The sequence below is a fragment of the Prevotella communis genome, assembly GCF_022024175.1.
GTDB classification, from domain to species: Bacteria; Bacteroidota; Bacteroidia; order Bacteroidales; family Bacteroidaceae; genus Prevotella; species Prevotella communis.
Map to the genome: position 1 here is coordinate 965,755 of NZ_CP091794.1, position 19,486 is coordinate 985,240.

Annotated in this window: 15 protein-coding genes; 5 read left to right on the forward strand and 10 right to left on the reverse strand. The window is 51.4% G+C overall.

Annotated features, from left to right (window positions below; translation table 11 throughout):
- Window positions 1-45: 45 nt before the first annotated feature.
- Window positions 46-849, reverse strand: a complete 804-nt coding sequence (locus tag L6466_RS03790) for a DUF3822 family protein (protein WP_091817008.1) — start codon at window positions 847-849, stop codon at window positions 46-48.
- 90 nt (window positions 850-939) lie between these two features.
- Between L6466_RS03790 and L6466_RS03795 the strand changes: the two genes are divergently transcribed.
- Window positions 940-2,355, forward strand: a complete 1,416-nt coding sequence (locus L6466_RS03795; RefSeq protein WP_237802032.1) for an ATP-dependent DNA helicase — start codon at window positions 940-942, stop codon at window positions 2,353-2,355.
- Here the strand turns inward: L6466_RS03795 and L6466_RS03800 are convergent.
- Window positions 2,349-2,996 (reverse strand): HAD family hydrolase, encoded by a 648-nt coding sequence (locus tag L6466_RS03800; protein WP_091817014.1) that lies wholly within the window; start codon window positions 2,994-2,996, stop codon window positions 2,349-2,351. The genes L6466_RS03795 and L6466_RS03800 overlap by 7 nt on opposite strands.
- 114 nt (window positions 2,997-3,110) lie before the next feature.
- Between L6466_RS03800 and L6466_RS03805 the strand changes: the two genes are divergently transcribed.
- Window positions 3,111-4,148, forward strand: coding sequence for a bile acid:sodium symporter family protein (locus L6466_RS03805; RefSeq protein WP_237802031.1), 1,038 nt, complete (start codon window positions 3,111-3,113; stop codon window positions 4,146-4,148).
- On the opposite strand, the gene lpxB is transcribed toward L6466_RS03805, so the two are convergent.
- The 7 genes from lpxB to L6466_RS03840 all read right to left on the reverse strand — a co-directional run bounded on the left by lpxB (window position 4,131) and on the right by L6466_RS03840 (window position 14,417).
- Window positions 4,131-5,255, reverse strand: coding sequence for a lipid-A-disaccharide synthase (gene lpxB, locus L6466_RS03810; RefSeq protein ID WP_237802030.1), 1,125 nt, complete (start codon window positions 5,253-5,255; stop codon window positions 4,131-4,133). The two genes, L6466_RS03805 and lpxB, sit on opposite strands and share 18 nt — an antisense overlap.
- A gap of 42 nt (window positions 5,256-5,297) precedes the next feature.
- Window positions 5,298-6,056 (reverse strand): 5'/3'-nucleotidase SurE, encoded by a 759-nt coding sequence (gene surE / locus L6466_RS03815; protein WP_237793285.1) that lies wholly within the window; start codon window positions 6,054-6,056, stop codon window positions 5,298-5,300.
- A gap of 185 nt (window positions 6,057-6,241) precedes the next feature.
- Entirely contained in the window at window positions 6,242-7,921 is a 1,680-nt protein-coding gene (locus tag L6466_RS03820; protein WP_237802029.1) for a glycoside hydrolase family 43 protein, read from the reverse strand.
- A gap of 181 nt (window positions 7,922-8,102) precedes the next feature.
- On the reverse strand, window positions 8,103-10,559 hold the full coding sequence (locus L6466_RS03825; RefSeq protein ID WP_348535388.1) for a glycosyl hydrolase: 2,457 nt from the start codon (window positions 10,557-10,559) through the stop codon (window positions 8,103-8,105).
- Window positions 10,560-10,819: 260 nt separating this feature from the next.
- On the reverse strand, window positions 10,820-12,064 hold the full coding sequence (locus tag L6466_RS03830; RefSeq protein WP_237793282.1) for an alpha/beta hydrolase: 1,245 nt from the start codon (window positions 12,062-12,064) through the stop codon (window positions 10,820-10,822).
- The gene (locus L6466_RS03835; protein ID WP_431356506.1) at window positions 12,061-13,788 is read right to left on the reverse strand and encodes an AMP-binding protein; all 1,728 of its coding nucleotides are present in this window, start codon (window positions 13,786-13,788) and stop codon (window positions 12,061-12,063) included. Before L6466_RS03835 ends, L6466_RS03830 begins: the two co-directional genes overlap by 4 nt.
- Before the next feature lie 44 nt (window positions 13,789-13,832).
- Complete coding sequence (locus tag L6466_RS03840; protein WP_091817047.1) at window positions 13,833-14,417, reverse strand: helix-turn-helix domain-containing protein; 585 nt, start codon at window positions 14,415-14,417, stop codon at window positions 13,833-13,835.
- A gap of 222 nt (window positions 14,418-14,639) precedes the next feature.
- Here L6466_RS03840 and L6466_RS03845 point away from each other — a divergent pair, with 222 nt between their 5' ends.
- The 3 genes from L6466_RS03845 to L6466_RS03855 are packed head-to-tail and all read left to right on the forward strand — an operon-like array spanning window position 14,640 to window position 18,096.
- Window positions 14,640-15,185, forward strand: coding sequence for an RNA polymerase sigma factor (locus L6466_RS03845; protein WP_237802027.1), 546 nt, complete (start codon window positions 14,640-14,642; stop codon window positions 15,183-15,185).
- A complete protein-coding gene (locus L6466_RS03850; protein ID WP_237802026.1) occupies window positions 15,182-16,258 on the forward strand; it encodes a DUF4251 domain-containing protein in 1,077 nt (358 codons plus the stop codon). The genes L6466_RS03845 and L6466_RS03850 overlap by 4 nt, the downstream gene beginning before the upstream one ends.
- A gap of 17 nt (window positions 16,259-16,275) precedes the next feature.
- Window positions 16,276-18,096: a DUF4419 domain-containing protein gene (locus tag L6466_RS03855; protein ID WP_237802025.1), complete on the forward strand. Its 1,821-nt coding sequence runs from the start codon at window positions 16,276-16,278 to the stop codon at window positions 18,094-18,096.
- A 164-nt stretch (window positions 18,097-18,260) separates the two neighbouring features.
- Here L6466_RS03855 and L6466_RS03860 read toward each other — a convergent pair whose 3' ends face one another.
- On the reverse strand, window positions 18,261-19,373 hold the full coding sequence (locus L6466_RS03860) for a hypothetical protein (RefSeq protein ID WP_237802024.1): 1,113 nt from the start codon (window positions 19,371-19,373) through the stop codon (window positions 18,261-18,263).
- Window positions 19,374-19,486: the final 113 nt, after the last annotated feature.

Here is a 19,486-nt window from a genome sequence, read left to right on the forward strand (position 1 = left end):
ACATCTTCCATCAGCCTTCATCCCTCAGCCCTCAGCCTTCATCCCTCATCTTCCCTTGATAAACAGCGTCTGGAGGTCGTAGGGCATCGACTTGATTGTTGTCACGGGATGACGGTTGAAGTCGGCCGCAGGATTAATCACGTAGGCATTCTGCAGGAATTTCTTCAGTTCCTTGAGCAGCCATTCCTGTTCGGGAATATCGCCCACAATATGCAGTTCGTCGTGCTCAGGCTCCAGTTGCAGCTGCTTCCATACGTAGAGCAGGAAGTAGAGTGAGTCGTGGGCGCGTGATGCATCAAACGAGTTGCAGAACTTGAACCTGTTCTGCTGGAAACTGAATATCTCCAGTCGCTTCTCGTGGAAGTAACCATAGAGTTTGCTGCGCGTGCCGGTAAAGCTGCGCTGATGCAGGTGACGCCATACGGTAGAGAGCGCAATGATCATGTTGACATCCTGGAAATGGTCGTCGATAACCAGTCTCAGGTCCTTGTTCATCGCATAGACAGCCACGCTGTTCAGGTCTGGCAGCACGTTATAGTATACAGCCAGGGGCTCCTTGCTGGGGAAAGCATGGAAATAGAGCGTCTCTGCCTGTTCTTCGTGGAAGCTCTCCACGGGAACCATCAGCACATCAGCGTCAAGCACCACCCTGACACGCTTGGGCGGATTCATCAGCAGTTCGCTGGTCTTGAAAGCCTCGCGCAGGTTGGCAGCCATAGATATGCCGCTTTTCACCACGTATGGTTCAAACATCACATCCGTTCCGTCGTCCGTAGGTTGCGAAAACGACAAGGTGCCCCGTCCTATGCGGATGGTGAGCCGTTGCTTTGTGTTACTGATTTCTGGCATCTGTTTTTGTAATTTTGCTGCAAAATTACAAAAATAATTCTTAATTCTTAATTCTTAATTCTTATTTTTTTTCTTACCTTTGCATATTGTATGATTCAAGACGAGCTGATTTACCAGATAGAGACGCATTTTGGACATTTGCCTACCCCAGAGCAGCATGCGGCCCTGCAGACGTTTGCCACGTTTATGACCGACCGCGACGAGCAGGTGGTCATGGTGCTTCGTGGTTCGGCCGGTACGGGTAAGACCACGCTGGCCTCTGCCATTGTGCGTGGCATGCTTGCCATGAAACAGAAACTGGTGCTGATGGCGCCAACCGGCCGTGCTGCCAAGGTCTTCTCCAACTATTCCGGTACACCGGCTTATACCATCCACCGTCGTATCTACCGTCAGAAGACGGCTGCCGACCTCTCTGCCTTCAGTCTTGGATTCAATGCCGCCCAGGACACGCTTTTCATCGTTGACGAGGCCTCGATGATAGCCAATGCCGATACGCCCTTGCTCGATGACCTGATCCGTTTTGTCTATAACTATAAAAACTGCCGTCTGCTGCTTATCGGCGACCGTGCCCAGTTGCCCCCTGTGGGCGAGGAAGAGAGTCCGGCGCTGATAGCCCATGTGCTGCGTGGCTACGGCATGAATGTCTATGAGGCCGACCTCACCGAGGTGCTGCGCCAGGCTGAGGACTCTGGGATTCTGTGGAATGCCACCGAGGTAAGATGTATGATGGCTGATGGCAGATGTGAGTTGCCAAAGATCCGCCTTGACGGTTTTCCTGATATCGTGAGCGTGCCCGGTGATGAACTCATTGAGTCGCTGGCCTCGAGCTTCAGTCATGTGGGCATGGACGAGACGCTGGTGGTGACGCGTTCCAACAAGCGGGCCAATATCTATAACCAGGGCATCCGCAATACGGTCCTCGATCGTGAGGACGAACTCTGTCGTGGTGACCGTATCATGATCGTGAAGAATAACTATTACTGGGTGAAGAGCGAGGGCATTGAAGGGAATATCAGCTTCATTGCCAATGGCGACATCGCGGTCGTTCAGCGCGTGCGCAACGTCCAGGAGCTCTATGGCTTCCGCTTTGCTGAGGTCACCATGACCTTCCCAGACTACGACGACTACGAGCTCACGGCTATCACCCTGCTCGACACGCTCACTACCGAGGCGCCTGCCCTGACGCGCGAACAGCAGGAGCAGTTGTATACCCAGGTGATGGAGGACTATATGGATGTGCCCTATAAATCAGAACGCCTGAAGAAACTCAAGGACGACAAGTACTACAACGCCCTGCAAATCAAGTTCGCCTATGCTGCCACCTGCCACAAGGCGCAGGGCGGCCAGTGGGCGCATGTGTATATAGACCAGGGGTATATGACGGATGATATGCTCACGCCCGACTATTTCCATTGGCTCTATACCGCCCTGACGCGTGCCACCGAACAGGTGTTTTTGGTCAATTGGCCAAAGACGCAGGTGGAAAATCCCAGCGACAGTTACTGAAGTATCTCCCCGGGCTTACGGGCAAAGGTGGTGGCGCCGTGTGCCTCCAGGAAAGCCTGGTCACGGAAACCCCATAGCACGCTGATGCAGGGCAGACCCGAGTTGACGGCTGTCTGCAGGTCCACGTCGCTATCGCCTACATACACGGCATTCTCCTTGCTGACACCCAGTTGGCGGAAGGCTTCAATCACGGTGTCGGGGGCGGGCTTCTTACGGATACCCTCGGCCTCATGTTCGCCAATGGCTACCTCTACGGTGTCTGCGAAGAAATGGCGGCAGAGTTCGCGGGTGGCAGCATAGAACTTATTGCTGACCACGGCCACGCGCTTGCCCTGCTGACGCAGTGCGGCCAGCAGTTCGGGAATCCCGTCGTAGGGACGCGTGGTGTCCAGGGAATGTTCCATATAGTATTCGCGGAAGGTGCGGAAGGCATCGTCGAAACGAGGGTTCTTGTCGCCATCGGGCACGGCCCTCACCATCAGCAGGCGCACGCCGTTGCCCACCATGTGGCGTACCTCCTCGCGTGTATGCTCGGGCATCCCGTGCTGTCGCAAGGCGTAGTTCACGGCAGCTGTCAGGTCGTCGAGCGTGTCCAGCAGCGTGCCGTCGAGGTCGAATATATAAGTATTGTATTGTTTCATTGCGTGTGCAAAGGTACTAAAAATTATTCATTGTCAATAAACAAACGCCAATAACCAAATAATTCCCCGCGATACATTATCAATTATCAATTAATTCGTAACTTTGCACACTGTATGAATGTGATTAGATTCCTGAAAGACTGGACGCTGCCCGTATCAATGGGTATGGGAGCGCTGTTGTATCTGGTGTTTGCCTACGTGCCACAGCTGGACGGGGCAGCCCTGTTTTTTGACCCCGTGATGGAGGCCATCCTGCCCCTGTTTATGTTCCTGATACTCTTTGTGACCTTCTGCAAGGTCGATTTCCATCAGATGCGCCCCGTGTGGTGGCATCTGTGGGTGAGCATCTTCAACCTGCTGTTCATCGGTATCGTGATGGCATTGATACTGAGCTTGCCTCGTGCGGTAGCAAATTCTTGCGTCCCTTCGGTAGCAAGCGACCTGAGGTCGAGCGCTTCACTATTCACTTTTCACTCTACCCTTATTCTGTTGGAGGCTCTGCTGATGTGCATTATTTCTCCTTGTGCCACCGCCGCCGCTGTGGTAACCCAGAAGTTGGGCGGCTCGCTGGAACAGACCACCACCTATACTTTCCTTTCCAATTTCATCACGGTGCTGATGGTACCCATTTGTTTCCCGATGATTGAGAAGGGAGCCGATATCTCCTTTATGAGTGCCTTCCTGAAGATACTCTATCAGGTCGTGGTGCTGCTGGTAGTGCCCATGCTGCTGGCCTATATCGTGAAGCACACCATGCATCGTTTTCACCAGAAGATTATCAGCGTCAAGGACCTGTCGTTCTACCTCTGGGGCTGTTCGCTGATGATTGTCACAGGCACCACCGTGAAGAATATCCTCCATGCTGAGGCCTCCGTGGTGTTCCTTGGCATGATAGCCCTGTTGGGCCTGGTGCTCTGCATCATCCAGTTTGCCGTGGGTCGCTTCATCGGCCATTTCTTCGGACGTGCCCAGGAGGCTGGTCAGGCACTGGGGCAGAAGAACACCGCCTTCGCTATCTGGCTGGGAATCACCTACCTGAACCCACTATCCTCCGTAGGTCCCGGCTGCTATATCCTGTGGCAGAATATCATTAATTCGTTTGAAATCTGGCAGGAAAGACAAAAGAACAAGGGGTTAAAGACGCTCTCTTAGAATCTGCGTGATGAGTCTTGCGGCATTATCCGGCGCTTTCTCTTTGCCCAACCGTTGCCACACCTCTTCGTAGCCTTCAAGCATCTGCTGTCGGGCTGGGCCGTCGAGGACGAGCTCCAGTTCATGCTCTATGTTGGCCTGACTGAACGAGTCGGCTACCAGTTCGCGCACCACCTCACGGTCGGCAATCAGGTTGACCAGCGAGACATATTTTACCTTCAGCAGTTTCTTGCGCAGCCAACCGATAAGCCAGGGTAGGGGTGTCTCGTAGCATACTACCTGAGGCACACCAAACAGGGCCGTCTCGAGTGTTGCCGTGCCGCTGGTGACGAGGGCAGCATGCGCTTTCGACAACAGGTCGTAGGTCTGGTTCTTCACCAGTCTCACGTTGGTACCCTCCAGGAATCTCTGATAGTAAGCCTCGTCGATGCCAGGTGCGCCAGCCAGCACCAACTGGTAGTTTTTCTCAAACTTCTGTGCCGCCCTGATCATCGTCGGCAGGTTATCCTTAATCTCCTGCTTTCTGGAGCCAGCCAGCAGCGCAATAACGGGAGACCCTCCCCCGTCCCCTCCCTGTGATGGAGGGGTGAGCCGCCACTCCTTAACCTCATCTGCTGTCGGATTCCCCACATAGTGGATAGGGTAGTGGTGCTTCCTCTCAAAGAAATCCACCTCGAAGGGCAGGATAGAGAAGAGCTCGTCTACATTGCGCTTGATATCCTTGATGCGATACTCCTTCCACGCCCATATCTTGGGTGAGATATAGTAGTATACAGGACAGATGCTGTGGCGTTTCACGTAATCCGCAATCTTCAGGTTGAAGCCCGGGTAGTCCACCAGAATCACCACGTCGGGCATCCAGCGGCGTATGTCCTCCTTGCATTGCCTCATGTTCCTCAGGATGGTGGGCAGATGCAGCAATACGGGCACAAACCCCATGTAGGCCATCTCGCTATAGTGTTTCACCAAGGTGCCACCCTCGGCCTGCATCAGGTCGCCGCCGTAGAAACGGAACTCCGCTTCTGCGTCGCATGCCTTCAGCGACCGCATCAGACGTGATGCGTGGAGGTCGCCAGAGGCTTCGCCAGCTATGAGGTAATACTTCATTTAGTTAAGAGTTAAGAGTTAAGAGATGGGGGGAGTTAAGAGTTATTCTTCCCAGGACTCCTTCTGACTCATGAAGGCATAGGCCGTGAGGTCTATCTCTGTTGGGGTGATGGCCACGTATCCGTTATCCAGTGCCCAGCGGTCGGTATCCGTAGCCTCGGGCTCGTCGTTGTGGTAATGGCCCACCATCCACCAGTAGTCATACCCACGTGGATGATGACACTTCGTGGTCTCGTTCTGCCATGAGCCGAAGCCCATGCGGCATACCTTCACGCCCTTGAACGCCTTGGCCGCGGGGAAATTCACGTTCAGACAGATACCCTTGGGCAGTCCCTCTTTCAGCACCTTCTCCGTGAACTTGCGGATATAGGGGCGCAGGGGCTCAAAATCGGCATCCTCGCGGTGGTCGCACAGCGAATAGGCCACGCTGGGTATGTACTTCAGACAACCCTCTATCGTCACGCCCATCGTGCCGCTATAGTGGGCATTCACCGAGGCATTGTCGCCGTGGTTGATGCCTCCGATAATCATATCAGGACGACGCTCGCAGATATTCTGCAGCGCCATTTTTACGCAGTCCACAGGTGCACCGTTGCACGAATAGACCGTCACACCCTCGCGCTTCTCCCTGAGGGTCAGCTTGAGGGGTATGGTTGCCGAGAAAGCGCACGAGAAGCCCGAGCGGGCATCATCAGGTGCACATACTATGATGTCGGCAATATCTTCCAGCATAGCCGTCAGCGAGCGGATGCCCTTAGCCTGATAGCCATCATCGTTGGAAATCAGTATCAGTGGTCTCATTTTTTTCCTTCTTTTCCGATAATTGCGTGCAAAGTTAGTGGAAAAGGCCGAGATAACAAAAAATTTTAATGTTTATTCAGTTACTCACCCGCCCAGTGACAACATGATATTCCTAATGCCGTGCGCTGACTTTTCCTGATTTCACTAGATATTTTTTCTCTTCATTTTAATTATGCAGGCAGAAATCAAAACGTTTTCGAAGTTGTGACAGCATTGTCATATTCAAACCAATCAAAATCTGCATATCCGTCTCTGCTGTCACCTTGGGCAAACAAACCAAGCATAACACCCGTGAAACCGCCTATCACCTCAGTTGAAAGGTAGCGGAAATCCATCTTGGCGAGTGTGGCGAACGATTTGCCATCAGCAGATACTTGCATGTAGTAATAGTCCTTGTCGGAACCGATGCGTATGAAGGCCTGAGTGCCTTTCAGTTCAACGGGTTGGCCGGTATGGCTGAGTGCTCCCACACGGATATTTGACTTAGCCAATAGCTTTCCGTTCTTTCGTTCCACCATCACATCATAATGATTCAGGGGCGCTGCGTAGGCCGTGATTCCTGCCTGAGAGCCTTCTGCTAGATGCGATGCATCGATAAGTGCGGTGGCGTTGAAACGCAGCTCTGTCTGCCGCCTTGTCACAAAGGTGGGCGAGGTGGCTGCATCGAGCGTCGTAGAAGTGGGATGCAGGCGCAGCCAGCCTTTTCGCTCGGTGAGCGAATAGCAGGAATAATCGGGATTACCGATACTCATCCATCCCCAAGGCAAACCGATGCTGCTGTAACTGTCGGCTGGTACATTGCGCTTGACGAAATTGAACTCTTCGCGAACAGGGTCAAGGGGCGTTGGCACTTGCGGCAAGGTGTTGCACTTCATGTCTGTGGCCAAAGTGCCGTCACCATTGACCACAGGCCAAGCATTCTTGTCCCAACGCACCGGTGCAAGCATGGTCTCGCGTCCCATCACATGCAAGAGGTAGCCGCTGGTGCGATAACCCAGACATATCATCCACCACGATGAGTCAGGCGCTTGTATGAGGTCTGCATGCCCCAGTCCTTGAATATTGCTGTTCTGCATCTTCATGCTGAAATGCGTCAGAATGGGGTTGGCAGGATTCGGTTCGTAGGGGCCGAACAGCGAACGGCTTCGCAAGATGTTGACATGGTGCCCATGTTCCGTGCCCCCTTCGGCAAGCATCATGTAGTAGTAGCCGTCCTTTTTGTATATGTGCGGACCTTCAGGATAACGTCCGCCGAGCCCTGTTCCCAAGTGATGAATATCGCCTGTGCGCCGGCCGGTATTAATGTCAATCTCGCAGATGTTGATGTCGCCCGGCTTGATTCCCGGTCGTGTCTCGTCGCCAGCCGCTTTCCATAAGAAATAGCACTTCCCTTCGTCCCAGAATAGGGTAGGGTCGCAACTGCCAATGGCAAAGTCTATGAATACGGGGTCAGACCATTCTTTGGAGGGGTCGTCTGTCCATACGTAGAAATGACGACGTGAAGGAAAAATGGTGGTCACCATATAATAGCGGCCCTTGTGATAGCGGATGGTCGGTGCATAGATGCCCGCATTGGTCCAACCCAGTTCTGGCTGGTTTTGCGAGTATAGTCCTGAGAGGTCAAGCTGCGATTTGCGTGAGAGGCAATTTCCTACCTGCTCCCAATGTATCAGGTCTTTGCTGTGGAAGACTGGTACACCTGGGAAATACTGAAACGTACTGTTCACAAGGTAGAAATCCTTGCCGTCAGTACACACACTTGGGTCGGCATGAAAGCCGGGAAGCACAGGGTTGCGATAGCCTTGCGCCATACAGTTTATCGACGCTACAACAGTGATAGAGATTGTGAATAACAGCTTCTTCATAAACATTTTTTTTACAGGGCAAAGGTAAGCAAAAAATCTTAGACCCTCCCCTCCTTTTGTAGGGGAATCTCAGGTACAGGTCAACTGATACAACTCCTTAACGTGAATCAAAGTTCCTGTCTCTGGTGATTCCGGGACAACACCACAGGAATATCGCAAGCAGCAAGGGCTGTCTTGAAGTTTATCTTGTTTTCGTAGTCAATAGTTCTATAGAACCCAACAATCCTGATGGAAGCAGGGGGGATTCTTTTGTGAAGAACTTGAAGCACCCGACGGTCTTTCTTCCTTTGGAGGGGCGTGGGGTGCCATTGCTCAGCCACTCGGGAAGCTTTGCCATATAACGACCTGCCGTAGGACTGCCTGGGGCATAGGTGTATGTCAGGGGTTCTGACCATTCTATGTCGTCTGGCTCCTGCTCATCGCCTATCATGCGGTTAGGCCACAGGTTGGTAACGTCAATGCTTATGGTGTTGATGCCTTTATGTATGGCAGAGGTGATATCCAATAGGAATGGTGCCTTCCATAGAGTGGGGAAGGGCTTGCCATTGACGGTTACAGAGGCAAGGTTTTTTACTTGACCTAAGCTGATGATATAGCGTGCGTCTTTCTTCAGTTTCTTAATGGTAAACGAATTGCTGTATGTCGCTGTCCCTGAGAAATATCTTACGTTGCTGTCAGAGGATGTCGTCCAGTCGAACAGAGTGTCATTATCAACAATGATGTCATCAGCGTCTTTATAGTGAAAAGCCACCTTCCACCCTTTGTCTATCTCTGTCCTGCCATCGCAGGTCGGGAGTGAGGTTAGCAGTTGGTTTTCAGGACGTGGCGTTTCAGAAGATGTCTCTGTATCTGAGATAATGATAAATCTTGAACCGTACGGCTCTATGGAGAGTATCATAGGTCTGTCGTCTATCTTCTGCATAGTAAGATTGTATGCATCCCATATCTCCAGTTTCCTGCCTTTGGCAACGGAGGCAAGCCGGATTGTGTCTGATACGCTTTCGTTTGTAGGATTACAGAGGAACAGTATGTCATTATCTTCGTCAGTGCGCTGATAGGTCATGAACTTATCCGTTCCCTTCCATTGCTGTTTCGTCGGCACACCACGTTGCAGGAGCGACTGACAGCGTGCCATGTAGTCGAATAGTGCGCGTGCTCCACCAGCTTTCCACCATGTCTGATTGGGTACAAAATGTGTGCCCCAGATGCCGAATGACATTCCCGGCTCTACATTTGTCCAAGGGTTGCAGGCGCCTGCATGGAGCATCATCCTGTTAACACCATTGCAGTAGGCTTTGTCGCATATCGGCTTTAAGGATTGCGGGTCGTCTTTCCATGCGTGAAGAGGCCAGCACGTAAAGGCTTCTGCGGCAAGCAACGGGCGTTGCAGATTTCTCATCACCTGCTCATGACGCTTCATGTCTTTCCAACCCCATGTCTCGGGCTTTACCCAGAATTCTGTCGCTATGACTGCGCTGTTTGCCTCCTTGAGTATCTTGTTGATATCGAGCACTTGGAATGGCTTCTGCCCGCCTGTACCGTACGGCTCTATCAGCAGCTGCATACCGGGTGTCTTGCGTGCCAGCTGATTCATATAGCCATAATAGTTTTCTGCAAAGAGTGAGGTGACAACATCTACAAGGTCTTTCTTGAATCGTGCCGACTCTTCCTTACTGCCGATGATGTTGCGCTCTACGATGTAAGGCAGGTATGGCAGTATGTCATATTTCTTCCGTTTCAAGAACTCATCTGGCAAAACCACACTCCAATCCTGACCGCCAGCCTCATAGCTGTCTATCTCTATTATATTAAACGTTTTGCCGGCATGAGGTCCTGCAATGTCTATGAGCATCTGTGGATATGCATCCCAAAAGGCCTTAACAGCCACCCTGTTCATCTTGTCACACTCCAGCCCTTGTCCCGACAGAGGGGCTTGTGCTTCGTTGGTCTTTCCGTTTGTCGTGTGTCCGAAACGCAGAAGGCTATACCCGGAAATGTCTTTGGCAAGGGCAGAAGGAATGTTTGCTATCTGAGATGACTTGTCAAAATACTGTGTCAGGTCTATTATGTTTTCCTTCATGACAATGCTGTCGTCAGGAAGTGCCAAGAGGCAGATGTCTTCGTAATAGTTGTATTTTTCGTCAACCTTTGGACGAGGGAGTGCGACACTAATAAAGATAGTTTTTTTCTTGCCTTTGCCAACAGCTGTGTCGGGCATCTTTGTTTCTGAGAACACAAGTTTCTGCATGCTATATTCCGGTGTCACTGTTCCGTAGGCACTTGATGACCATCCGGGGCAGTTGTGGGTACCGAAGGTGAGTCCGAGACGCTGGCACTCATCCATCGTCCAACGCATCATAGACTTCCATTTCTCTGAACCGATAGCGCAGGTGGGGTCACCAATCCTGCTTTGCTGGTCACCGCCAATCTGAAAATTTTGTACGCCAGATAGTCCAGCAGCCTTGAAAGCCTCCAGATCTTTCGTGATAGCCTCCTTACTGACAAGCCCATCCATCCATTGCCATATTATCAATGAACGCTGCCCGTCAGTCGGAGAAATAAAATCATTCCGATACCTCTGTGCAACTGCCATAACAGCAGACACACATACCAAAAATAAACACGCAATTTTCTTCATTGACCTAAATTCCGCAGCATTTTAGTTTAACATTATTTACAAGTTCCTGAGCAACAAAAAGTTCTTCGACGCGCGAAGCGGCAAAGCCGAGCGGCTCAGGATTTTGCTATGCCAGATTTTTCACTTACCTTAGTGCTGCGTTTAACGACAAGCAAAATCATCAATGACGTGGCAAAGGTACAAATAAAATCTGAGAAAATCACTCCTTTTGGAGGAATATTTCATGTGAGAGAGCTTTTATTTTGGCATTGCGAAAATACTTACAACTTGTTTATCCACTCTGCGATGTCGCTGAGTACTTCGGGCGATATGGTTTCCTCTATTTGTCGGTACTCATAGGGCTGGCCCGTGGCGCTGTGCTGGAAGAGGTGGTTCAGGCCGGGGTATTCCTTTGTCTGGTTATACTTCGACTTGGGCAGCAGGCGCTGAATAGCGGTAAGATTGAGCGAGGAAATGACCTGCCAGTCGCGGTCGCCATTGAGGGCAAAGACAGGGCAGCGCGTGGCGGCAATGTCGGCAGAGGGGTCATAGTTGTTAAACCATTGGAACCAGGGGATATCCTGGATTTTGGGATCTTTTCGGATTTGCTCTGCCGTGACGGTGGCTGGCAGTCCCGACATCTCCATTACTTTGTTTTGCTGCGATGCACCCAGCGTGTCTCCCTTCACTCCAGGACCTGCCAGAGAGACCAGGAAGTCGGTCTTTCCCTGTGCGCCAAGGATGAAGGCGATAGCACCACCTTCGCTGTGACCTATGATGCCGACCTTGGCGAAGGCCTTGCGGCTGCGCAGATATGCCAGTCCGGCGGCGGCATCGCGGGCGAAGTCCTCGGTGGTGGCATTCCTTACGTCGCCGCCCTTGGAGGCTCCCGTGGCACGGTCGTCATAGCGCAATGAGGCGATGCCCTGGCGTGCCAGATAGTCGGCAATGACCAGGAAAGGCTTGTGCTCGTAGATTTCCTCGTCGCGGTTCTCCTGACCGCTGCCCGTGACAAACAGGACAACGAGGGGCTTCTTTTTCGACTTGGGATGATAGCCTACGGGCCATGTCAGCGTTCCCGCCAGCGTGGCGCCGTCGCGCTCGTTGCGGAACGTCACCTCCTCGGTAGTATACGGGAATGGCGGCTGTGGATTCTGCGGACGTTTGGGTTCCTCCGTACTCTTGGTGAGCACCAGCGGCAGCGACATGCCGTTCTGCTTGAACGTGCCCACAATCTTGCCGTCCTTCAGGCGTCCGCTGTAAGAAGCGTTGATGCCTCTGACACTTACTGCCAGCGAGTCGTCGGACAGGAAATCGTTGCTGCACGGTATGCCATTGGCGCTCTGGTCAGGACTGTCCATCGTCACTTTCACACGGCCGTCGGCCTGCTTCAGATGGAACACCAGCGTCAGTTTGCCAACGCCTAGGTCAAGTTTGCCCGTCCATGAGCCGATGAGGTCAACTTGTGCCTCTGCTGTAAGTGCGGCCAGGACGAGGAAAAGTGTGGACAGGAGGATTTTCTTCATACCACTTCGATGCCTTGCTCCTCGCAGAGCTTCAGGCTCATTTCCTTCAACTTGAACTTCTGAATCTTGCCAGAGCCGGTGAGGGGGAACTGGTCGATGAAGAAGACGTACTTTGGTATCTTGTAGCGGGCTATTTTGCCGCGGCAGAAGAGCTGCACATCCTCGGCAGTCATCTTGGCACCCTCTTCCAGGATGATGAAGGCACCTACGGCCTCGCCATATTTCTTGGAAGGTACGGCTGCTACCTGCACGTCGCGGATGCCGGGCATGTGGTAGAGGAACTCCTCGATCTCGCGGGGGTAGATATTCTCACCACCACGGATAATCATATCCTTGATACGACCTGTGATCTTATAGAAGCCTTGCTCGTCTTTTACGCCCAGGTCGCCTGAGTGGAGATAGCCGTTTTTGTCGATAACCTCAGCGGTGGCGGTGGGGTTCTTGTAGTAGCCCTTCATCACGTTGAAGCCCTTGCAGCACATCTCGCCCTGCACGCCAACGGGACACTCCTCGCCGGTCTCGGGGTCGAGCACCTTGACATCGACAAAGGGGAAGTCGCGGCCTACGGTGGTGCAGCGCTGTTCGAAGGTGTCGTTCAGGCAGGTCTGGGTCATACCTGGCGACGACTCGGTGAGGCCATAGACGCTGGTGATGGTCATGAACATCTTCTCGCTGACCTGCTTCATCAGTTCTACAGGACAGAGTGAGCCTGCCATGATACCCGTGCGCAGACAACTGAGGTCAAACATGGAGAACATGGGGTGGTTGAGCTCAGCGATAAACATGGTGGGCACGCCATAGACGGCTGTACAGCGCTCCTTATGGATAGAGGCGAGCACCACGAGGGGGTCGAACTTCTCGACCATCACCTCCGTGCAGCCGTGGGTCAGACAGTTCATCGTGGCGAGCACCACGCCGAAGCAGTGGAACAGGGGCACGCAGACGCAGAGCTTGTCGTCTTGTGTGAAGCCCATGTTCTCGCCCGTGAAATAACCGTCGTTGGAGATGCCGTAGTGGGTCAGCATAACGCCCTTGGGGAAGCCCGTGGTGCCAGAGGTGTACTGCATGTTGCACACGTCGTGGCAGTTTACGTTCTTCTTCATCTCGTTGAGCACACCGTCTTCTATGTTCTGACCAAGAAGCAGCAGTTCGGCGGTGTTGTACATGCCGCGGTATTTCTCCATACCGATATAGACCACATTCTTCAGGTGGGGGAACTGCTTGCTGTTCAGATGACCGCGTTCGCAGTTTTTCAACTCGGGCAACATGGTGTAGGTCATATCGACGTAGTTACAATCCCATGTGCCATCGGTAATACAGAGCACCTCCATATCGGAGTCCTTACAGAGATACTCCAGCTCGTTTTGCTTATAGTTGGTGTTTACCGTCACAAGCACGGCGCCAATCTTGGCTGTGGCATAGAGGAAGGTGAGCCAGTCGGGCACGTTGGTGGCCCAGATACCTACGTTGGAGCCTTTCTTTACGCCGATGGATATCAGACCTTTTGCCAGATTATCCACGCGCTCGTTGAATTGCGACCAGGTGAAGCGCAGGTCGCGGTCTGAGTAAACAATATATTCTTTGTCTGGGGTTGTCTCTGCCCAGTATTCCAGCCAATCGCCCAGAGTGCGTTCCCATAAGTGGTAGCCTTCACTTCCTGTCTCTGCAGGGTATGTTCTATCAGGCAACGGACGGCCTGCCATATCGTACTTTACATCACTCATCTTAATCCTTAATTTTTAATGTTTAACCTTTAATGTCTAATGCATTAAAATGGAATGTAAACTACGGCCAGAATCTTGGCGCTTTTGCCTGGGGCACCGTGCACGTGGTGGTTCACAATGCTGTCGTAGAAGATGGAGTCGCCCTCGTTCAGATGATAGGTCTCCTTGCCATAGACAATCTCTACCTCGCCCTGCATCACGTAGATAAACTCCTCGCCTTCGTGGGCTGAGAGTTGGAAAGAGGGGGTGTCCTCGGGATTGATGTCAATCACGAAGGGCTCCATGTGGCGACCGGCTTTCTGCTGAGCCAGGGGGTGATACTCCATATGCTTGCGGGCATCGGTGGCTCCATTGGAGAAGCTGATGCTGCGCGTGGCTTCGCGTTCGGCAGCACGGCATACCACGGGGCCTAATGCGTCATTGTCGTCCATAAAGGTGCCCAGACGTACGCCAAGGGCACGGGCAATCTTGATGAGCGGACCTAGTGAGGGTAGGTTTTGATCGTTTTCTATAGATGTTATCTGCTCTACGGTAAGGCCGCTACGTTCTGCAATCTCTTCAAGCGAGAGATTCTTGCTCTCTCGGAGTCCCTTAATTTTGGAACCGACAAATGTGTTACAATTAGACATAAACTTACAATTTTCTAGTTTTTGAGACGCAAAGGTAATAAAATTGTTGGAAAAACAATTAATTTTTTCGAAGATTAACATAAAAGGGTGTTTTTTTTGATATATATATCGGGCCTCTGTATTGTACTTTTTGCTCCTTCTATATTTTTTTTACACAAAAGATGAAAATCATTGCAATAATTTCTGGATTTGTGTGTATATATTAGTAGAAGACGTCAAGAAATGGAGCAAGTAACAGAAAACCTGATTCGCGACCTGCAACATCACCAGCCTGCTGCCTGCCAATGGCTGCTAAAGACCTATGGTCCTGCGGTGTATCGCATGATACAGCGTATTGTGGTGTGTCGCGAGGATGCTGAGGAGGTCTATCAGGACGTGTTTGTCAGGGCCTTACGAGGCATTGAGGGCTTCAACAGAAGTCAGTCGTCGTTTGCCACATGGCTTAAGAGCATTGCCTATCACGAGTCGCTCAACTTTGTCAGGGGCAAGAGGCCCGGCATCATATCGATGGACGATGGCTGTTGGGGCATTGACGAGATGGGGGAGCCTGAGGATGCGTTGCAGAACGAACAGACCATCCGGCAGTTGGAAAAGGCGCTTGACAGGCTGTCGCCCCATGAACAGGCCGTGGTGAGCATGTTTTACTATGACAATATGAGTCTGGCCGACATCGCTTTTGTTACTGGCTCAAACACCTCTACCGTAGGCTCGCAACTGAGTCGGATACGCAAGAAACTCTACAGAATGATTAAAAAAGCTGAAGTATGAACAACATCAGAGATGATAAGAACCTGCAAGAGGCTGTCAACAGGCGCGAGCAGCGGCTGGAGCCGATGTCTGCCGACCTGAACGACAGGTTGATGGGGAACCTCGCAACCCCTCCTTTTCAAAAGGAGAGGGGGCTAAAGCGCAAGTGGATGTATGGTGCTGTGGCTATTGCTGCCAGCATTCTCCTGCTGGTGCTGGTGAATTTCTCGCAAACGTCGTCTGACGAGGCTCCGCTCTTGGCGCAGCAGACTCCGGAAAAGCCATTGCCGGCCCTGTCGGAACCCGTGATAGAGGACTCAAAGGCTGAGATGAAGACCCTTGAGCAACCTGCTGCGGAGCAGTCGGTGACGCAACGGGGGGATACAACTTCAGAGCTGCAAGAAACTGTCGCTGCGTCAACGGATAAAGTGGAGCGCCCTCGTCGCACCTCCCCGCAGACTATCCCCAATATCGCATCGCCCAGAGGCGAGTTGCTCCTTGCTTCGACATCGAAAATGGCTGTGGGCAGGCGTTATGATATCGGTTGGACCCCTCATACCACTTCTGGTGATGGCGAGGACGATGGTTTGAATCTTGCTGACGGGAAGGGCAAGAGTGGGGTGCCAGAGGGATGGAAGGACTTGAAGAACTGGAGCGATCAGCAAATTGTACGCCGAGACCTCACGAAGAAGGAAAGGAAACAGATGGCGGTGCTTGGTGCCATTGCCGATAAGCACTGGCATATCGACATCACCTCGATGAACACCATGCGCTATGGTTCAAAAATGGTTTCCACCGATTTCTTTCTGGAACTTCGTGGCGACACGCTGCGCAGTTATCTGCCCTATCTGGGACAGGTGCAGAGCGCTCCCTCGCTGTCGCCTACCATAGGGCTGAACTTCGAGGAGCGTGTGCGTCAGTATCAGGAGAGCAACCCCAAGGGGAAATACACGCAGATAGACATCGACGTGAAGACCAAGGAGGACACCTACCACTATGTGGTTGATATCTACGACTCTGGTGAAGCGTTTATTCGTGTGCGCTCGCTGAACCGCGACCCGATAAGCTTTGACGGATCATTAGAAACGAAATAAAAACCAATCCTTATCTTATGAAAAAGTATGTAACTATGATTGCGCTGACTTTCATGGTCAGTCTGGCAGGTGCCCAGAATGGCGTCACCTTTGTGGTCGATGAGAACCTCGCGCCCGTTAAAGAAAAGGTTCCTATGGAAGAATTGCTGGAGAGTGGAGACAAGGCGCTCAGTCGTATCTTTAGCGAAGAGGGCGTACCTGGTGACACCCACGCCATGATAGCCAGAAGCTTTGCCGACAACGAGAAGTTCTTCACCATCACAGGCAAGGATGTGTTCTTCCAAACCATTGTGAGGGCCTATGCCGAGCATCGTCCGCTGGTGCTCTCGCCCGACATGATGTGGGTGCTCGTCAGTCAGGGCTTCGCCCGCTATGTCAATGCCCACTCTGAACAGATGCGCCATCAGCTGGTGAGCCACGATGGTAAGATGGACCTCGTGGTGCAGTCGGAGAAGGACTTGCTCTCTGAGGATGCTGACTGGGAGAAGCTGATGAGCGACTTCACGGCACAGATCAGCGACAATACCAAGGGCGACATTGCCCAGACCATCACCGCCGACTTCTCTACCACGGGCACCACAGAGCGTATCACCTCGCAGATTACGCTGATGGAGACCGTGAAGAGCTATTTCGACTATGTGGTAGTCCGCATAGCCTGTGGCATTCCGACTATCACGCTTACAGGTACGCCTCAGGACTGGCAGAAAGTTGTGGAGAAAACGCAGCAATTGGAGAAGTACGGCGTGGGCGACTGGACACAGAACCTCATCCCCATCCTTACGGAGTTCGTAAAAGCCTCTGAAGGCAAAGCCAATCAAGTCTTCTGGCAAGGAATGGTGAAGAAACAGCGTGTTGATAAGTTGGATGGCGGCGGATGCATTCCCGGACACCCCACAGAACTGGATGGCTGGATTCTCAAGTTCTTTCCCGATGAGAATGGACATACGCTCGACCAGGTACCTTGCACGCATAAGATGCCATCGGAGCGGGTGTATGTGGATTTTAAGTACCAGATTGTCAGCCCTGTCGACGGTACTGTCTTCTCAGAGACTCCTCTGCAGCTCGTGGCCGGTTTCATAGGAGCTGATGTGGACCTTAAGACGGGTGCCATGAAACCAAAGATGGGCTGGGTGGTGAGGCAGATGGAAGGCAGCGACAGTATTGTGAAGCGACTCCAGAAAATGGACAGCGGTGATGGTCTTTTCTCTGGCATCGAGTTGCGCGTGAACAAAGTGCCTGAACATCTTGCCCAGTTGCCATACATAAAGAAGCTGACCCTCTATTTTACTAATGAAGTGGAACTGCCCGACTGGTTCTACAATCTGCAGATAGACAATCTGACCATATATGGCGAGATTAAAAAAGTGACGGAAGATGCTATTTGGAAATCTTTCCCTCATGCAAGAATTAACGGAAAGCAAGGCGTCGAGGAACAGGAACCGATTGTTACTGTTAAGCCGAAGGCGGCGCCTCAAGCCCTGAAAGTGGTGAAGGGAGAAAAGCCCGTCATGACAATCCGTGGTACGGTGAGCGATGCTAACGGTCCGCTGATAGGTGCTGGCATCGAGGAGGTTGACGAGTATAATCGTCCTATAGAAAGAACAGTTACCGATGTCAATGGGTACTTCACGCTTGGCGTCACGAATAAAAAACATAAGATTCGCGTCCGTTATATCGGCATGGAGACAGTAAAGCTCAAGATCACCAAAAAGAAGTATCGCATCGTGATGCAGCCGAAAAAATACAACATTGACATTGATTCCTTTAAAGGCATTGACGGCAACAAGGGCGTCATGCAAGAGCCCCGCTGGAGGGCAATCCCACTAGATACTAAGTGACGGGACCATGATTTGTGGCCAACTACTTATCATTACAAGCACCGGTACCTCGATTTAGGGTACTGGTGCTTGCATTTTTGGCAAATTGTTGCTTCGGGAGTCTGCACGTGCTCTAATTTTTTAATTGTCACAACTGTAACTGTCACAGAACAATAGAATAGAAGCTATATCGATAAGTAATTGCATATTTCTTCCGCCATAGCATTGAGTGCAACACATTCCTCACGAGTGATATGGCGTTTTTTTGCGTCATACGGCCAAGGGCTGAGGATAAGCACAAGCCCTGCAGCACAGGCATCAAAAAGAATGTCTGATGGCTTGTAATAGTCTCGGAAACCATTGTCCGCGAGAAGGATGAATGGTAGTTGTTCTCGCAATAAGACCTGCATGACTTGCTTCTCCTGTGTAGAGATGAATGGCGATATCATTACTATACCTTTGCGTGCTTTCAGCACACATGAATTCATGTAATTGCGTAGCGTTGCGTTATCCCCGTGCTGTGCAGCTTTTACCATAGTTTGGCGCACATGTACAGGCTTAAAATGTTCGCCTGTCAGTATCGTTGTATTTCCAACTCCGTCATATTTGCGTTCACCAATTGTAATATTCTTTTGTACGCGGAATAAACCAGGCTTTAGGCGCTTTGTAGCCAGGCGCTGTGGATTCATATCAATATAGCGGATGGTGTTGGGCAGTTGTGTGTTATGTCCCATAGGGTGGATAAAAGGCATCTCTTGAAATACCGGCGGAAGTTGGTAATAGTTTTCATCGCCCATCTGCTTTCGCAAAGAATTAGAAAAGGCTTCGAGGCGGTTTGTCGCTTCTCGAAGGGTTTGGCTGTCGTTGAGCTCTTCTTGGTCTTCTCTCCGAATGGCATTCGGAGTAATGGAAGAAGCAGCAGTAATGGAAGAAGTAGCAGTAATGGAAGAAGCGCGCCCAAGTTTTTTAGAGGCTTGCCAGAAACCTCGTACTAAAGCTGCAATACCTGAAGGCATGGCGTGCCTTACATACAGGACGGCATGCAAATGATCAGGCATCAGACAAAAATGTAGTACTTGTACCTCTGGGTGATGGTGCGGAATGCTTAATAGGCAATCTATCAATGCATTCCCCAAAGCAGTACGTAGCACTTTAGCCGTAGTGGGATCATTATTTGTGATGGCGAGTGTACCCAATAAGGGTTGTCGGTCGGTAATCGTCAAGGTGATATGATATAGGCCTATCCCTTTCCATGTTGTGCCTGGCTCTTGCCATTTCCATTTCTCTTGTTCAGACATTGCAGTTTGTTTTTTAACTGTTTAGTATAAACGAAAGATATGTATGAATATTGCATGGGATGCCTAATGTCTGAAAGTTGGAAAAAGAAGAGGATATGCCTTTTTTTGACACA

Excerpts from the sequence above, each read along its gene's own strand:
- L6466_RS03790 (WP_091817008.1), bottom strand. The coding sequence starts at position 849 with ATGCCAGAAATCAGTAACACAAAGCAACGGCTCACCATCCGCATAGGA.
- L6466_RS03795 (WP_237802032.1), top strand. The coding sequence starts at position 940 with ATGATTCAAGACGAGCTGATTTACCAGATAGAGACGCATTTTGGACAT.
- L6466_RS03800 (WP_091817014.1), bottom strand. The coding sequence starts at position 2,996 with ATGAAACAATACAATACTTATATATTCGACCTCGACGGCACGCTGCTG.
- L6466_RS03805 (WP_237802031.1), top strand. The coding sequence starts at position 3,111 with ATGAATGTGATTAGATTCCTGAAAGACTGGACGCTGCCCGTATCAATG.
- lpxB (WP_237802030.1), bottom strand. The coding sequence starts at position 5,255 with ATGAAGTATTACCTCATAGCTGGCGAAGCCTCTGGCGACCTCCACGCA.
- surE (WP_237793285.1), bottom strand. The coding sequence starts at position 6,056 with ATGAGACCACTGATACTGATTTCCAACGATGATGGCTATCAGGCTAAG.
- L6466_RS03820 (WP_237802029.1), bottom strand. The coding sequence starts at position 7,921 with ATGAAGAAGCTGTTATTCACAATCTCTATCACTGTTGTAGCGTCGATA.
- L6466_RS03825 (WP_348535388.1), bottom strand. The coding sequence starts at position 10,559 with ATGAAGAAAATTGCGTGTTTATTTTTGGTATGTGTGTCTGCTGTTATG.
- L6466_RS03830 (WP_237793282.1), bottom strand. The coding sequence starts at position 12,064 with ATGAAGAAAATCCTCCTGTCCACACTTTTCCTCGTCCTGGCCGCACTT.
- L6466_RS03835 (WP_431356506.1), bottom strand. The coding sequence starts at position 13,788 with ATGAGTGATGTAAAGTACGATATGGCAGGCCGTCCGTTGCCTGATAGA.
- L6466_RS03840 (WP_091817047.1), bottom strand. The coding sequence starts at position 14,417 with ATGTCTAATTGTAACACATTTGTCGGTTCCAAAATTAAGGGACTCCGA.
- L6466_RS03845 (WP_237802027.1), top strand. The coding sequence starts at position 14,640 with ATGGAGCAAGTAACAGAAAACCTGATTCGCGACCTGCAACATCACCAG.
- L6466_RS03850 (WP_237802026.1), top strand. The coding sequence starts at position 15,182 with ATGAACAACATCAGAGATGATAAGAACCTGCAAGAGGCTGTCAACAGG.
- L6466_RS03855 (WP_237802025.1), top strand. The coding sequence starts at position 16,276 with ATGAAAAAGTATGTAACTATGATTGCGCTGACTTTCATGGTCAGTCTG.
- L6466_RS03860 (WP_237802024.1), bottom strand. The coding sequence starts at position 19,373 with ATGTCTGAACAAGAGAAATGGAAATGGCAAGAGCCAGGCACAACATGG.